The 15,715-nt window shown below is 35.1% G+C and carries 15 protein-coding genes; 13 read left to right on the top strand and 2 right to left on the bottom strand.

Translation table 11 applies throughout. The features are described from left to right. Positions 1–154: 154 nt before the first annotated feature. From HU137_RS08185 to HU137_RS08160, 6 genes are all read left to right on the top strand, one after another. A complete protein-coding gene (locus HU137_RS08185; protein WP_182043358.1) occupies positions 155–904 on the top strand; it encodes a hypothetical protein in 750 nt (249 codons plus the stop codon). Positions 905–1,018: 114 nt separating this feature from the next. Next, entirely contained in the window at positions 1,019–1,384 is a 366-nt protein-coding gene (locus HU137_RS08180) for a hypothetical protein (protein ID WP_182043357.1), read from the top strand. Further along, positions 1,381–2,097 (top strand): CsgE family curli-type amyloid fiber assembly protein, encoded by a 717-nt coding sequence (locus HU137_RS08175; protein WP_182043356.1) that lies wholly within the window; start codon positions 1,381–1,383, stop codon positions 2,095–2,097. Before HU137_RS08180 ends, HU137_RS08175 begins: the two co-directional genes overlap by 4 nt. Positions 2,098–2,108: 11 nt before the next feature. Further along, on the top strand, positions 2,109–2,519 hold the full coding sequence (locus HU137_RS08170) for a curli assembly protein CsgF (RefSeq protein WP_182043355.1): 411 nt from the start codon (positions 2,109–2,111) through the stop codon (positions 2,517–2,519). A 10-nt stretch (positions 2,520–2,529) separates the two neighbouring features. Further along, positions 2,530–3,906, top strand: coding sequence for a CsgG/HfaB family protein (locus HU137_RS08165; RefSeq protein ID WP_182043354.1), 1,377 nt, complete (start codon positions 2,530–2,532; stop codon positions 3,904–3,906). Between the two features lie 75 nt (positions 3,907–3,981). Continuing rightward, positions 3,982–5,469, top strand: coding sequence for a carboxypeptidase regulatory-like domain-containing protein (locus HU137_RS08160; RefSeq protein ID WP_182043353.1), 1,488 nt, complete (start codon positions 3,982–3,984; stop codon positions 5,467–5,469). A 54-nt stretch (positions 5,470–5,523) separates the two neighbouring features. Here HU137_RS08160 and HU137_RS08155 read toward each other — a convergent pair whose 3' ends face one another. Further along, positions 5,524–5,982 carry an Lrp/AsnC family transcriptional regulator gene (locus HU137_RS08155; protein WP_182043352.1) on the bottom strand — a complete coding sequence of 153 codons (459 nt, stop codon included), beginning with the start codon at positions 5,980–5,982 and terminating at the stop codon, positions 5,524–5,526. 152 nt (positions 5,983–6,134) lie between these two features. Between HU137_RS08155 and HU137_RS08150 the strand changes: the two genes are divergently transcribed. The 3 genes from HU137_RS08150 (at position 6,135) to HU137_RS08140 (ending at position 10,872) form a co-directional block, all read left to right on the top strand. Continuing rightward, positions 6,135–7,337, top strand: coding sequence for an aminotransferase class I/II-fold pyridoxal phosphate-dependent enzyme (locus HU137_RS08150; RefSeq protein WP_182043351.1), 1,203 nt, complete (start codon positions 6,135–6,137; stop codon positions 7,335–7,337). A gap of 147 nt (positions 7,338–7,484) precedes the next feature. Next, a complete protein-coding gene (gene metK, locus HU137_RS08145; RefSeq protein WP_182043350.1) occupies positions 7,485–8,765 on the top strand; it encodes a methionine adenosyltransferase in 1,281 nt (426 codons plus the stop codon). Positions 8,766–8,880: 115 nt separating this feature from the next. Then, positions 8,881–10,872 (top strand): T9SS type B sorting domain-containing protein, encoded by a 1,992-nt coding sequence (locus HU137_RS08140; RefSeq protein ID WP_182043349.1) that lies wholly within the window; start codon positions 8,881–8,883, stop codon positions 10,870–10,872. A gap of 269 nt (positions 10,873–11,141) precedes the next feature. Here HU137_RS08140 and ere(D) read toward each other — a convergent pair whose 3' ends face one another. Continuing rightward, entirely contained in the window at positions 11,142–12,368 is a 1,227-nt protein-coding gene (ere(D), locus tag HU137_RS08135; protein WP_095073170.1) for an EreD family erythromycin esterase, read from the bottom strand. A gap of 484 nt (positions 12,369–12,852) precedes the next feature. Here ere(D) and lnu(I) point away from each other — a divergent pair, with 484 nt between their 5' ends. From lnu(I) to HU137_RS08115, 4 genes are all read left to right on the top strand, one after another. Then, positions 12,853–13,623 carry a lincosamide nucleotidyltransferase Lnu(I) gene (gene lnu(I) / locus HU137_RS08130; protein WP_008992950.1) on the top strand — a complete coding sequence of 257 codons (771 nt, stop codon included), beginning with the start codon at positions 12,853–12,855 and terminating at the stop codon, positions 13,621–13,623. Between the two features lie 173 nt (positions 13,624–13,796). Next, positions 13,797–14,270 (top strand): hypothetical protein, encoded by a 474-nt coding sequence (locus tag HU137_RS08125; protein WP_182043348.1) that lies wholly within the window; start codon positions 13,797–13,799, stop codon positions 14,268–14,270. Between the two features lie 166 nt (positions 14,271–14,436). Then, complete coding sequence (locus HU137_RS08120) at positions 14,437–14,862, top strand: hypothetical protein (protein ID WP_182043347.1); 426 nt, start codon at positions 14,437–14,439, stop codon at positions 14,860–14,862. Positions 14,863–15,022: 160 nt separating this feature from the next. Beyond that, positions 15,023–15,571, top strand: coding sequence for a hypothetical protein (locus tag HU137_RS08115; protein WP_182043346.1), 549 nt, complete (start codon positions 15,023–15,025; stop codon positions 15,569–15,571). Positions 15,572–15,715 lie beyond the last annotated feature (144 nt).

Genomic DNA, 15,715 nt, shown 5'->3' with positions numbered 1-15,715 from the left:
AATGAGTCCGCAACAGGAAAAATCCCTTTTTTTAAATTATGGGAAAATTTTCACTACCGGAAAATGAGTATTTTATAAAAACCACGAAAAACAATGAGATAATTTTGGGTGGGTGGGTATAGCTTTGCGGTACTAACTAAAATTTATTTATATCATGAAAAATTTATTTTTAAGTGCAGCTTTAGCACTAGGAACTGTAGCTTTCGCTCAAAGTAACAACGATGTTACACTTCAATTTGGTGTTGACAATTCTGCTGTTGTTTATCAAGCAGGTTTGGACAACGACAATGCTATTACCCAAGTAGGACTTTCCAATCATGCGGAAACAACTCAAATGGGATGGGCCAATGACAATGAAACATTAAGTGTTGGTGCATTTAATGAAGCTTATGTAAACCAAACAGGGTGGTTTAATTCAAACTCTACTACTCAACTTGGAGTTGCAAACGTAGCTTATGTTGACCAATTAGGTATTGCAAATGTTAATGAACAAATGCAAATCGGTGTTGGAAACTACGCTGAAACAGATCAAGTAGGTGTTGGAAACTATACCAGCCAACATCAAGATGGATGGTTCAATTCTGCGACTTCTATGCAAGATGGTGATTTTAACGAAGTTTACCAAGAGCAATATGGTGTATTGAACTCTGCTGCAGCTGAGCAATATGGTGAAGACAACTTAATCATCCAGTACCAAGATGGATTTGGTAATGATGCTTATGCTCTTCAAGTTGGTGAAGATAACTATATCGACCAATGGCAAGTAGGCTCTGGAAACACAGCTGTTGATGTTCAGTTTGGAGATGATAACTACTCTTACATTACACAATTGGGTGATGACCATTCTCATTTAGGAGTTCAAGTTGGAAATAGCAACTCAATGATTGTTACACAGACTAATTAATATTCCTTACTTCTCCCCCCAAGGAATATCAATCTAATTTATAGGGCTGTCCTAAAGTTTACCGAAAATGGGGGAGGTAAATTTATAGGGCAGTTCCTTTTTAATTAATTCGATATGAAACCAATACTAATTATCATAGGAACATTTTTGGCAATTATTGTAAAATCTCAAATTGCCTCAGAATCTGAACTTCTTCAATATATTTCTATGAATACAGGTGGAATTTATGATACCCAAATCCTACAAATGGGCGACCAAAACCTGGCTGTAGTTAACGCTAAACAAATTTCAGTCACCCAAACCGGAGATTTTCAACAATTTTATTACAATGAAACCTCCATTTTACCATCTGACCTGAATGTTAATGTCGAAGGACAAAACAGTTACGTAGAAATATACGGTAACAACCAAATTATGAACGACATAACGATCAACATCCAAGGAGACAACCGAAATGTAATCATAAGAAACTACCCATGAAACCTTTTGTATATATTTTCATTCTTATCTTCTTTTTCCCGCTGACATCATTCGCGCAGGAAATCGAAGAGAAATTAATTGAAGCGAAAATTGAATTAAAAGAAACTGAAAATACACTAACACTACAACCAACAGTTCAAAACAAAAGTCCCTTATTTTTTGAATACAATTATTTGCTTCTTGTCAAAAAAACTGATCATAAAAACAACCTTTCAATCAATAAACAAAGCGGCAAATTTACCTTAGAACCAGGTGAAATAAAAAACCTCTCTTTTACGCAATTGAATCAAGATGAAAGCCAAAACATCAAAGCCATCCTTTATATAAGAGATGAAAACAAAAATAAATTGATTGCCAAAGACTCCATCGAAATAAATCCAAAATCCAATGCAAAGGTTGAAGAAACATCACTTATGCTAGAAGGATTGGTAGTGGATGAATCAAAAACTAAAGTCGGTAAAGATTTCTATGACCAATTTTTTTCCGTTTACAATCAATATCCAAAAAAATACAATTTCATCATAACCATTTCTGAAATGCCTTACAGAGGACAAACCAGCATCATTCAAGTAAAAGCTGATCAAGAAAATATACATGAATTTTTCACCAATCCAAATGAAGAATATAGCCAGCACCAAGTAAAAATTTCCCTTCGAAATCTTGCAAAATACGCACAAGAAAAAGAAAACATAAATAAGGAATTTATCTACTAAAATCATACAATATGAAAACCCTATCTTTCCTCATATTATTTACCCTTTTTTCCATTGGAAATCAACTTTACGGGCAACAATTGAACTACGAACCTGTCAATCCAAATTTCGGTGGAAGCTATTTAAACTATTCTTGGCTTTTGTCATCTGCCAATGCCCAAAATCCGTTTGACGATCAGGACATGTCCTCCGGTCTAGATAATAGTCCATTGAGTAATTTTGAAGATTCTATCAAAAGACAAATCCTCAATCAACTTACAAGAGGAATGTTTGGAAATGGAACCGGTGAAGGAGGCATAGGAACAGAACCTGGAACTTATGAAATCGGTGGATTAGTGATTACTATAGATGAAACCCGCACCGGTTCTATCTTAACCATAATAGACAGCCAAACAGGTGAATATACAGAAATCATACTTTAATTTACATATCATGAAAACCCCCATTTACATCATTTATTTAGCCATTTTCATCGCATTTCATAGTTGTGGTGTCATGATGGTTCCTCCTGGAGGAGTTGAAGATAGATCCGTTATAGGCGAGTCCACTCCAACCCAAAAAGATTTTGAAAAACTACCCCAACCAAAGGAACAAGTTGTTGTCGGTGTATATAAATTTCGGGATCAAACCGGACAGTACAAAGCCTCAGATATGGGTGCTAATTGGAGTACCGCTATTCCGCAAGGCTTAACCACTATCCTAATCAAATCACTCGAAGACAGCAAATGGTTCGTGCCGATTGAAAGAGAAAACATTGGAAACCTCTTAAATGAACGTCAAATCATACGTACAACCCGGCAGGAATATTCAAATGGCAACACCAATTCCGGTCAACTTCCTCCGCTGCTTTTTGCCGGAATTTTATTGGAAGGCGGTGTTGTTTCTTATGATACCAATATTCTAACGGGAGGAGCCGGAGCCAGATATTTCGGAATCGGAGGATCTACAGAGTACAGACAAGATAGAATTACCGTTTATCTACGAGCGGTCTCTACCAGCAATGGAAAAGTGCTGAAAACAGTTTATACTTCCAAAACAATTCTTTCCCAATCCATCAACTCCAGTATGTTCCGTTATATCGATTTTGAAAGATTGATGGAAGCTGAAGTAGGTGTAACCAATAACGAACCCGTTCAAATCGCAGTAACAGAAGCAATTAACAAAGCGGTTTATCTTATGGTTCTCGAAGGAATCAAAGACAAAGTTTGGGATACGGAAGATGATGAAGTTGAAGCCGCCAATGAATTATTATACTCCTATCAAAAAGAAATTGAGGAGAGCAATAAAAGAGTTGTAGGGAAAGGTGTCTGGGAAAGAGAAAGAAGATCACAATTTTCATTTGGGATTTCCTCTACATTTAATACTTTAAAAGGAGATTATAAAACACAAACCATGCGACCTGGCGTAAAGGGAACATTTAAATATATCTTTTCAGATTATTTTAATGCTAACCTTTCCTTTGGGCTTCAACAAATGGGAGCCAAGGAAATATTCAGATCAACTTTCAGTACTTATGATTTGGATTTGGAATATTTAGCCATGCCTTATAGTCAATTCAGTCCCTATTTATTTGGCGGTTTTGGGATCATCAATAATACGAAAGGAGAAGATAGAAAGGGTAAATTCAAAACCCAATTTGGTGGAGGTTTAGAATATTTAATTTCTCCAACTGTTGGAGTTAGAGGATTTGGCTCCTACCACATAGGCTTTGATGATGACTGGGACGAACGAGTTTCAGGTAAAAGAGATGACCATTTCCTACAAGTCGGAATTGGAGTTCAAATTAACTTTGGTAATAGATATAAATAATATCATCAAAATTAACCTGACAAATTTTATAATTTTCCTATCCTACTCTAATTTATTAACTTAAAAATCAATCCGATGAAAAATCTATATATAATCTCTATACTAACAATTTTCCTGTTTGGATGCAGTGAAGATTTACTCGACGGAACTGAAAAAGGAACCCTTAAAGGATCTGTCCGATTGGATCTAACCAATGAACCTCTTGCCAACGTAAAAATCACCACCACCCCTTCTACCCTTACGGTCTATTCAGATGAAGAAGGAAATTTTGAAATATTAGAAAGCATACCCTTAGGTGACTATTCCGTAAAAGCAGAATTAAATGGATATGTAACTGAAGTAGAAGCCGTAAGTATTACCGATATCGACCAAACAGTCACCATCGTTTTTGAAATGATTACAGATGAAACGCTCAACCAACCTCCTACTACACCGGAACTCCTCTCACCGGCAAATTTGGCTACAAATGTTGCAAATGACGTTACACTTAAATGGAGCAGTTCTGATCCTGACCAAGATACGCTACTTTATCGAGTTTTGGTTACCAACAACACGACGAACGAACTAATAGAATACCCTGAACTTGAAGTAGATACCTTACAATTAAACAATTTAGATTTTGGGACAACTTATACTTGGCAAGTTGTGGTTTCAGACGACATCAACGATGAGGTTTTCAGCGAATCCAGTCAATTCACTGTTCGTGCAAACCCGGAATATCGTTACCATTACGTCCAAAGAGAAAGTGGAAATTTCATCATCAAGTCCTCTAACCTAGAAGAATCCATTTATATCACCACTTCTGAATATTCAAGTTGGAGACCGCATAAAAACAATATTGCGCAAAAAGTAGCATACCTTCAAACTATTGCCGGACAAACTCATCTCGTCACAGCCGATTTAAATGGTGATAATCCGCATCAAATCAGTCAAGCGCCGGTAAATGGATTTCGACCAGATGTCATGGATTTTGATTGGAACACCAACGGAAGTAGGTTTATTTTCCCAAGTTTTGACAAATTATATCGAATCAATTACGACGGAACCGGACAAACCCAAATCTACCAAACTGCAGATGGTCAATTCATTACAAAATGCTCTTGGAATTACGATTCAAGTCGAATCGCCATCGTCACCAATAATATCAATGGTTATGATGCCAAAATCATCATTTTGGATGGAAATGGAAATTTTATTCAGACCATTTTTGAAGGAAATATAGGTGCTGTTGGAGGACTGGATTGGAGCATCACCGGAGATCGACTTTTATATACCCATGATGTTTCAGGTTACCAAGATGCTGACTACCGCCAATTGGATACCCGCATCATGATGTACAATTTCAGCGATGCAACTTCGACAGATATTTCAGCATTAAGTGAAAAACCTTTAGGAACCATCGATGTAGATCCCCAATTTTCACCAAATGACGCAGAAATTATTTTCACCAATGCACCAAATGATCTCTTTTCAGTAAAATCCATTTATACCATAGATTTAAATAGTAGCGAATATACCAGAACATTAGTGCTACATAATGCAGAAATGATTGACTACGAATAAAACAACCTAAATAACCTACCATAAAAGTGCATCCCAAATTTGGGGTGCATTTTTTTATAATTTATATCCGATTTCATTTTTCACCTCATTGATTACAAAAATACTGTGAGTGCTTCCTATTCCCGGAATGATGGTCAATTTATTCACGATAAAATCCCTGTAATCATCCATATTTCTAAAAGTCATTTTTAAAATAAAATCGTAGTCTCCACTCACATGGTAACATTCATGCACTTCATTTAAAAAATTAATTTGGGTTTCAAATTCAGATATATTTTGTTGAGAATGCTTCTCCAATTTCACATGTGAAAAAACCATCAATTCCATCCCCAAAATTTTTCTATCCAAAATCGCCGAATAACCTTTGATTACCCCCATTCTTTCCAGTTTCTTAACCCTTTCAAAAACAGCTGTCGCCGAAAGATTTAGTTGTAGGGACAATTGTTTGTTTGTGAATTTTGAATTGATTTGCAATTGGTTGAGAATAGCAAAATCCATTTTGTCCAATTTCATGATGAATAAAATTTTGTTTCAATTAAATTTCAAGGAACTAAATATAATAAATTTCAAAATTTATAATAAATATTAGAATAATTTTCTAAGTATTTTATCTTTCATTGACAAATTCACTATATTTTTTCAAATTTGGAAAATAAAAATTAAATATGAAAACACACAAACCGGCAGATCAAATTCAAGATTTACAATATTTTGGAGAATTCGGAGGCGTTAACCCTTCTATTTCAGATTCATCCACTTACACCTTTCTCTCTGCAAAAACCATGTTCGATACTTTTGAAGGAAATGCAGAAGGCTGTTATCTTTATTCAAGACATTCCACACCAAGCAATTTATATTTAGGACAAGCTTTGGCTGCTATGGAAAATTCGGAAGCCGCCAATGTCACCGCTTCCGGAATGGGCGCCATCACATCTGTATTGTTACAACTTTGTCAATCAGGCGATGAAATCGTTTCCAGCAGAACCATTTATGGTGGTACTTATGCCTTTATGAAAAATTTTCTTCCTAAACTGAACATTCAGACTCAATTCGTAGACATTACCAAAATTGATAAGGTAGAAGCTTCCATTACTGAAAATACAAAAGTGATTTATTGCGAAACCATCAGTAACCCTCTTTTGGAAATAGCTGATATTCAAGAACTAGCGAAACTCTCGAAAAAACACAATCTTAAATTGGTTGTAGACAATACCTTTTCTCCTTTTATCGTTTCTCCTATTGATTTAGGAGCAGATGTTGTCATTCATAGTTTAACCAAATTTATAAACGGAAGCAGTGATGCTGTAGGCGGTGTGATTTGTGGAACACAAGAATTTATAGATGATCTGCGAAATGTCAACAACGGAGCTTGTATGCTTTTGGGACCAACGATGGACAGTTTACGTTCGGCCAGTATTTTAAAGAACTTGCGTACACTTCATATCCGTATGAAACAACATAGCAAAAATGCAGAATACCTCGCTCAAGCATTTCAGAAAGATGGGCTGAAAGTTGTTTATCCGGGTCTAGAAAACCACTCAGGGCATTTGGCTATGAAAAATTTATACAATGCAGAATATGGATTTGGTGGAATGATGACCATCGATGTAGGTTCGCTTGATAAAGCCAATGCGTTAATGGAACTGATGCAAATGAAAAATTTAGGCTATTTGGCAGTCAGTTTAGGTTTTTATAAAACATTATTTAGCGCACCGGGAACGTCTACTTCAAGTGAAATTCCTGTAGAAGAACAAAAAGAAATGGGATTATCTGACGGATTGATCCGTTTTTCAATCGGATTGGACAATGACATAGAAAGAACTTATCAGAAGATGAAAGAGTGCATGATTGAGTTAAATATTTTGTAATTAAAACTCGAAACATTTTTCTATTTATAAAATCGCATTAATTTTGCAGGATTAAAATTAGGAGGAAAGATTTGACTGATTGCAACCTCAATAAAAATTGCTAAAACAGGTACTGTCTTTCAATTCTCCTCTGCAAAACAAAACTATATGCCTTACTTATTTACATCAGAATCCGTTTCTGAAGGACATCCTGACAAAATTGCTGATCAAATTTCAGATGCATTGATTGATAACTTTTTAGCTTATGATGCTTCATCAAAAGTTGCATGCGAAACTTTGGTTACAACAGGTCAAGTCGTATTGGCTGGTGAAGTAAAATCAGATGTTTACCTGGACGTTCAACACATTGCAAGAGAAGTAATTAACAACATTGGTTATACCAAAGGAGAATATATGTTCAACGGAGATTCATGTGGTGTTATTTCTGCCATTCATGAACAATCACCAGACATCAACCAAGGTGTTGATCGTGTCAAAGACGAGTCCGATTTCGAAGCAAGAGCCAATGCTCAAGGTGCTGGAGATCAAGGAATGATGTTTGGCTATGCGACCAATGAAACAGAAAATTATATGCCATTGGCACTGGATTTGGCACATACGATTTTAAAAGAATTGGCCGAAATCAGACGGGAAAATGATACGGTAAAATACCTACGTCCAGATGCAAAATCCCAAGTGACCATCGAATATTCAGACGATCACAAACCGGTTAGAATCGATTCCATCGTAGTTTCGACGCAACATGATGAATTTGGAAGCGACGAAGCCATGTTGGCCAAAATCAGAAAAGATATCGTCGAAGTTTTGATTCCACGCGTTATCGCCAAACAAAAACCGGAAATCAAACAATTGTTCAACGACCAAATCAAATACCATATCAATCCGACCGGAAAATTTGTCATCGGCGGACCACACGGTGATACCGGACTGACCGGAAGAAAAATCATCGTCGATACTTATGGCGGAAAAGGCGCTCATGGAGGCGGAGCATTTAGCGGTAAAGACCCATCAAAAGTAGACAGAAGTGCGGCCTATGCTACCAGACACATTGCAAAAAATCTAGTTGCAGCAGGTGTTGCAAATGAAGTTTTGGTTCAGGTTTCTTATGCAATCGGTGTTGCAGAACCTTGTGGTTTGTACATCAATACAAATGGAACTTCAAAAGTAAATTTGAACGACGGTGAAATCGCTGAAAAAGTAAACCAACTATTTGATTTAAGACCATTTGCAATCGAGCAAAGTCTGAAATTGAGAAATCCTATTTACCAAGAAACCGCTTCTTATGGACATATGGGACGTGAACCGTTTGTTGGAAGCAAAACATTTAACAAAGGGAAAAACAATGAAAAGACCATTGATAATTTAGAGTTTTTTACTTGGGAAAAATTGGATAAAGTAGACCAAATTAAAAAAGAATTTGGTTTATAATTCAAAATTTAAAAACTTCATACAAAAGCCGGTTGATAATTCAATCGGCTTTTTACATTTCTTTAATATTTAGTTCTTTAAAAAATCCCGAAATTTGTACTCCAAAATTTTACATTTGAAAAAAATTCTAATTTTTGTCTTCAATCTGATTTTTCTTTCAGAAATATTGGGACAAATCACCATAACCGACCCAAAATCATATACTGTTTGCGATACTGATGGCGATGAAATGGTGACCATTCCCTTCAGCGAATTGCAGAATTTTTCTTTGGAATTTTTAAATGAATTCAACGAATCACCTGAAATATACCTCACACAAGCCCAAGAAGGCATCATCCGCATCCGAAACCTTTATGCTCCAGATCCCCAAATCCAAACCGTTTGTGGCGATACTTCCGGTCCTGGCGGATATTTTGACATCGCCATCAATAGCCAAAAAGAAATATTTGTCGTCCGTTCAGGAGGTGTAATTCAAAAAATTGGAACCGAATCCCAAAATTGTGATTTTACAGTTGTAGGAGATTTAGGCCAAACTTCCGTTGCCCTTTCATTTGACCATTTGGATTATTTATATGAGGGCGGTTGGTCATCAATGGTTCGACGTGCGGCGCCTGGGAACTATGATGATTTTAGTATTTGGCATGATTTCGGAGAGGGAAACCCTTCCGGTGATTTCGTTCAAATCGGTGATTTTATGTACGTTGCATGGGTGATGAGTGATGGAAAAGATTATTTATTCAAAGTTACACTCGGCATTGATAACCAATACATTAGCCATGAAAATTTAGGAGAAATAGATACCGGAACTTTTGGATTGGCTGCTGAATATGGACGTCTTTATGGAAATACAATTCATTATCTCTACGAAATCGATTTGGAAACCATGGAAACCAACATCATTAAACAAAGACCCAATCAAAATAATTCATCTTTTAATTGGTGGGGCGCTGCAGGTTCTCATGAAGCTTTAAATTTGGAAATCTCTTATCATAGAGAAGAAATTCAGGCGCTCAACGGAACATTTCCGGTGAGCGATCCTTTTGTCAGCGACGATTTCCCGACCGATTGGATCTATGTCCGTATCCATGAATCTACCGAAAATAAAACCTACATCATTCCTATCGAAATCAGTATTCAATCCGCTCCAACAGGAATCGAATTGACCAAACAAGCTTGTATCGATTTTCAAACCGGAAATGCCATTTTTGATTTAGCAGAATTTCAAACCGAAATCAATCCCGATACCAATTTGGACTTTAGTTTTTTCCGAAATCTAGAAGATTTAGAAACCGGATCCAACCAATTGCCACTCACCTACTCGATTCCTTCTTCCCAAACCATTTATGCCAAATTGGACAATGGAACAGAAAACTGTTATGGAACCGTTCCGATTCATTTAATTGTCCCAGATTTTTCAGTTGAATACGATGATTCGGTTGCCTTTTGTCTCGGTACGACAACTATTTTAAGCATTCCGGACACTTTTGAAACTTACGAATGGATTGGACTTCAAGGAGAAGATCTGAACCAAGATTTGGACACAAATGAAGTCACCGTCAGCCAACCTGGAAATTACGCTGTCATCGTCTCAGACGTGAGCGGATGCAGCTATGAACTTCCGTTTGAAGCTGTTTTGGGCGGTGCACCGGAAATAACAAATGTTCAAATCAATGGAAATTCCATTACCGTTCAGGTTGCTCCAGCAGGGAATTACGAATATTCGCTTGATGGTGTATTTTGGCAGAGTTCTGCTACTTTTCACAACATTCCGGTTGAGGATTATGAAATTTATGTACGTGATTGGGTCGGATGTTACAGTGAGCCTTATGCCTTCACCTATTTTTTAATTCCCAATTTTATTTCACCAAATGGCGATGGTAAAAATGATGTTTGGAAAATCAGAGGAATCGAACAATTTCCTGATGCAGAATTCCAAATCTTTGACCGATACGGAAAATTATTTGCTATCCGTAAAGCCGATGCAAATGGGATGGTTTGGGATGGAAAATACTTGGGAAATCCGGTTCCTTCCGGAACCTATTGGTACATTTTAAAACTCGATGAAACCAAAAAACAAATAGGATCGATTACGGTCAAAAATAATTGATTTTAATTGAAATTTTGATAAATCCATGACTTTTCACTATTAATCATTTTGTATATCAAAAATACAAAAACTATGACAATTCAATCCATCAGATATACAAAATGATTAACTCAAATAAACGTATATATCATTATCAATCAGCCATTTGAAATTTATTTTACTTCAATTCATCCAATTCATAAAAGTTACGTATATTTACGTGTTATGTGAAAGAATAAAACGGCACCTCCAAAAAGAAAGTGCCGTTTCGAAATTAAATTTATAAATTCTCAATCCACTACTTCTGAAACAGTTGATTTTTCTATTAGAAAAATTCCGTCAAAAGCTTCTTCTATTTCAGTTTTTAGGCACATCGAATCAAATCGAATCTTATTACAATTTTTTAATTCCGTACTTCTGTTCATTAGTAAACAGCATTCTTTTCCTCCAAATTCTTGCATAATAAATTCAACAGAATCCGACTCTGGAAAATCAAGTGGAAATTTATCAACCCTAAAGCCAAATTGATAATCATTATCAGGATACAATGCCGCAGTTTCTCCACGTAGATTAGTTATTGCAAATGCTTTATATTTTTCTCCAAAAGTCATCGAAAGTCTTTGCCCCATTGGATAACAACTAATAAATCCATCAAAATCTACCGGAGTTTTTTGAATGTGAGCATTGTGGGCAACCAAAATAATCTTTTTACCAAGTGAATTTTTCAAAAACCAATCAATGCTTTCTGCCATATACTGGTCTTTTGCTCCCATATCTCCTTCAATTCCCCTTTCAGTAATGAAACTTTCCATAGCATCAGCATTATAATTCATATAGATCAAGCCTTTAACTTGATGAACTATCGATTGAAATTCTAAACTTTCTAATTTTGGTTGAAGAGTAATCAAACGAATGTAAACTTTTAATAGCAATGCTTTTAATTCATTATGTTCAGCTTCATCAAAAAGCGATAAATTTAACGCAAGCTGAGAAGTCGAATAGAAATCAAATTTCTCAGCAAGATTTAAAATCTTCTGTAAGACATCAGAAGAAACGATTGAAAGTCTTTGCAAATAATCAGATACAATACGAAAGTTTGGAAAATAAGAACCTCCATTTTTAGGAATATCCACACCTAAAAAGGTAATTTGATTATTATTGTCTTGATTATACCGACGAAGCCATAGCAAAGTATCTTTAAACTCATTTGGATAATAAAAGTGTGACAGTAACTTATCCAAATCGTCGAATGGAATTTGTGATTTTATCCACTTATCAACTTCTAATCCTTCAGAAAAACCAAACTCAAATGCCAAGGTGTCAAAATCACATTCAGTTACTAAAAACTCAATAACTTGATGCCTGAATGTAAAAAACTCTTTTATGAAATGTGAGTTTTCGCCTAAACCAACAATTGTAGAAGAATCAAAATATTCTCGAAATCGAAAAAGACTTTGTTTTATGGATGTATTATTTTCCGAATTAAACGGAAAAGTTAAGGGTTTTATATTTTTCATTATTACCTTATTTTAAATTAAAAATTAACGTACCAAATAGCAACCGTCTCAAAAAGACGATTTAATAATTTACTTTAATTTTTAATTACCAAGGCTTGCTGAAATACATAAAATGTGAATTATTTGAATACAAAGATACTAAAAATTCCTTCACATAACATCGCATTGGCAAAATGGCAGGTTAAGTGCTAAATTGAAAGTTTCTGCATTTTATTCCGCCGAATGTGTTCCACATTCGCTTTTTATTTGTAAGTTAGCTCTGTGGAAACACATCGGCTACGTTCTCGCTAAATTGAACTTTTTGTCCAATTTATCCGCCACTTCGCCAATGCGTTTCCCGTTGGCGGTAATTTGAAGAAACAATTAACAACGAAAAACATTCAAGAAGATGAAGCTATAAGTAACTGTAAGATAGAATAAGAATTGAAATATCCTTTAATACGCAAAGTAGAAAGGGCGATTGTTAATATTAAAAAATTAGAAAATGACACAGTTACAAATGATTGACAAAACAAAGTCAATAGCTCAAAATGATAAAAATATTTCTGCCGTATTTATGTACGGGTCATTTACCAAAAATGAAGGGGACAAATATTCAGATATTGAATTCTACATCTTCTTGAAGGATAAAGAAAATTTTTCCGCTGAAAATTGGGTAAGCCAAATTCATCCTTTGGCATTATATTTTACCAACGAGTATGGAAGTGAAGTTGCCATTTTTGAAAATATGATAAGGGGGGAGTTTCATTTTTTGACAAACGACCAAATGGAAGTTATCAAATCGTGGGACGGTTTGGTAGAGTTTAGCGACTTTGACAAGATGATTTTAGTAGATAAAGAAGATTTATTGACTAACACGCTCAAAGAAATAAAAACTAAAGTACCTGATCGAACAACAAATGAAAATATCCTGTGGTTGAGCCAATCATTGTTGAATGTTTTACTTACAACAAGCAACTTAATTAAACGACAGGAATTTGCTCACGCTTACCAAAGCTTATCAAATGTTCAAAAATATTTACTTTGGTTAATAAGAATTGAAACATACCAAACCAAACATTGGGAAAGTCCAACAAAAAGCTTGGAAAAAGACATAGACCCAGATTGGTATTCGTTATTTCAGGAGACAACATCAGAATTAGATCCGACAGATATTAAAACAGCTTTCAAGAAGACATTAACATTGACTGAAAAACTTTTTGATAATCTTGGAGTTGAAGCAAAATTAAAGGGGGTATTAAGGAGAATTGAATAAAAAAAACTACCGCCAACATTGTATAAGCGTAATGCGGGCTGAACTGCTAAATTTGAGCATTTTTGCTCCTAAGAAACTTTGTGGTGGGCGGACAGTGAATTGCTCCGAAATCCCGCACTACGCTTATACTTGACCGTTGTGCTTCATGCTGAGAAACGTAAAAATTGAATAAGTTGACTAAAGAAGAAAAACAGAAAGAACTTGAAAAGTATCGAACTTTGAATTTAGCAACTTTGGACTATTACATTGAGTCCTCAATGCTAAAAATCAAAACGGAGGACTTCGATTCTGACCAACATTATAAATCCCTAAAACCACTTGTTGAGGAGAATTTTGAAAAAGGTCGGCTGACCAGATTGAAACAATGGTTTCGTGACTTAACTGAAATGATGGTGGAAAATGAAGATTTTGAATTTAATAAATTCATTAAAAACAGGACTGGATATGACATTGACATTCACTCAAAACTTAAAAAAAGAATTGAACGGATTATAAAACTAGAAAAAATTAAAACCGAAGATGAATACAGAGATATATTGAATATTGTGAACAATTTATGCCAACAACCGACTTTAGAAAAACCTAAATTGGATTTACTGAATTCTATGCTCTTGGATTTTGACAATCGAATTCGGACAAAAAAATAAAAGCACGAAAGCACAACAACGGCTATAGTTCATTGCTTCTGACTTTCCTTTCGGAAAGTCAGAAGCAAATATGCTATCTTCGGTTTACGGCGGAAAATCCTTGCGGATTTTCACGCAACGAAACCATAGCCAATCACGTTAGGCGTCATATTAAACGACAACTGTAATGACAATAGAACCATTTGGAAATATTGAATATAAAAAGAGAGACAAAGAGTGGTTTGGACTTGTGGATAATATTTGCCCCGACAATAAAGTCGAACTTAGCATTTCTGTTGACAATATAGACCAAGACCTAAATGAAAAAATTGAATTGGTCAAAAAATTTGCCGCTGATTACGAAGTTATTGTTGCTGACCTTTATGACTTAGCGTATAAAAAGTACAAAGACACTGAATTTGAGGTAACGAGAGAGGAAATAGAAAAAATGTATTTCTTGACAGCAGTAAATTTAAAAGCGGACAATCGGACTTGGTGGTTGGTGTTGGAACCTGACTTCAATGTGACTTCAATCTACGACCACTTTTTACGTTTTACTATGTTGGACAGAAAAATTATTTGGGCAAACTTTGACATAAATACGACCGCCTAACACGGGTTTTGCGTCAGGAGGGTTGACGAGGAAACTTGGAGCTTTGTGCTTCTAATAAACTTTAGTAATAGAATGAAACTTTGTGCTCCAAAGCTCGCCCGAACGCAAAGCCCGAAAACGTTATGTGCAATTTTACCAAACTCCCATCAATAAATAGAAAATGGAACTAATTGATAAAATAAATATCAAAAGATCTGACAATTTTTTTTACAAAATTTTAATCATAATTAGTTATCCTTTTTTGTTGATTTTCGGATTAATTGTTATGCTTTTTGCGAGAATAATTTCGATATTTCAGAAAAAAGAAATCGAAGAAAAAATGACTGAAAATACAATGGAAAAATGGACGCTTTTAGCCGAATATAAAAATGTAAAAATATTCAAAAAATATCTTAACGAAATTCGATTTGGTCCTGCATATTTTGAACTTAAATCTGAACCCGAAAATCCGAATTTGTATAATAAAATTTTTGGAGATTGGTTTTATAAAACTGAAAATCTAATTTTCCTTCAACAATGGAATTCAACTGAAAAACCGAATACTAATCTTGTGTTATTTAATGCTGAAACAAACGAATTGAAAAGAATTGAAAAAAATCTTAATTCGGTATTATGGGAAATGAAAAACGAAAATGAAGAAAACCTAAATTTAATATGTAATACTGGATATGAAATAAAAACATACCGAATTCAAAAAAACTGCACATAACAGTGGTAGCCGTTGCACAACTCCATTTTTTTGATAAAATTCACAAAAAACCAAGAAAATCTGACCGATTTTAAAGCGCTCTAAGCGCAGCAAAATTCAAATTGATTTAGAATTCCCTCCATTTTTGACTATCTTAAATCCAAG

Source organism: Moheibacter lacus (genome assembly GCF_014042165.1).
Lineage (GTDB): Bacteria > Bacteroidota > Bacteroidia > Flavobacteriales > Weeksellaceae > Moheibacter > Moheibacter lacus.
This window is presented reverse-complemented; position numbering and strand designations above follow the sequence as displayed.

What these genes read in the sequence shown, in the direction of transcription:
- HU137_RS08185 (WP_182043358.1), top strand. Translation starts at nt 155, where the DNA reads ATGAAAAATTTATTTTTAAGTGCAGCTTTAGCACTAGGAACTGTAGCT.
- HU137_RS08180 (WP_182043357.1), top strand. Translation starts at nt 1,019, where the DNA reads ATGAAACCAATACTAATTATCATAGGAACATTTTTGGCAATTATTGTA.
- HU137_RS08175 (WP_182043356.1), top strand. Translation starts at nt 1,381, where the DNA reads ATGAAACCTTTTGTATATATTTTCATTCTTATCTTCTTTTTCCCGCTG.
- HU137_RS08170 (WP_182043355.1), top strand. Translation starts at nt 2,109, where the DNA reads ATGAAAACCCTATCTTTCCTCATATTATTTACCCTTTTTTCCATTGGA.
- HU137_RS08165 (WP_182043354.1), top strand. Translation starts at nt 2,530, where the DNA reads ATGAAAACCCCCATTTACATCATTTATTTAGCCATTTTCATCGCATTT.
- HU137_RS08160 (WP_182043353.1), top strand. Translation starts at nt 3,982, where the DNA reads ATGAAAAATCTATATATAATCTCTATACTAACAATTTTCCTGTTTGGA.
- HU137_RS08155 (WP_182043352.1), bottom strand. Translation starts at nt 5,982, where the DNA reads ATGAAATTGGACAAAATGGATTTTGCTATTCTCAACCAATTGCAAATC.
- HU137_RS08150 (WP_182043351.1), top strand. Translation starts at nt 6,135, where the DNA reads ATGAAAACACACAAACCGGCAGATCAAATTCAAGATTTACAATATTTT.
- metK (WP_182043350.1), top strand. Translation starts at nt 7,485, where the DNA reads ATGCCTTACTTATTTACATCAGAATCCGTTTCTGAAGGACATCCTGAC.
- HU137_RS08120 (WP_182043347.1), top strand. Translation starts at nt 14,437, where the DNA reads ATGACAATAGAACCATTTGGAAATATTGAATATAAAAAGAGAGACAAA.
- HU137_RS08115 (WP_182043346.1), top strand. Translation starts at nt 15,023, where the DNA reads ATGGAACTAATTGATAAAATAAATATCAAAAGATCTGACAATTTTTTT.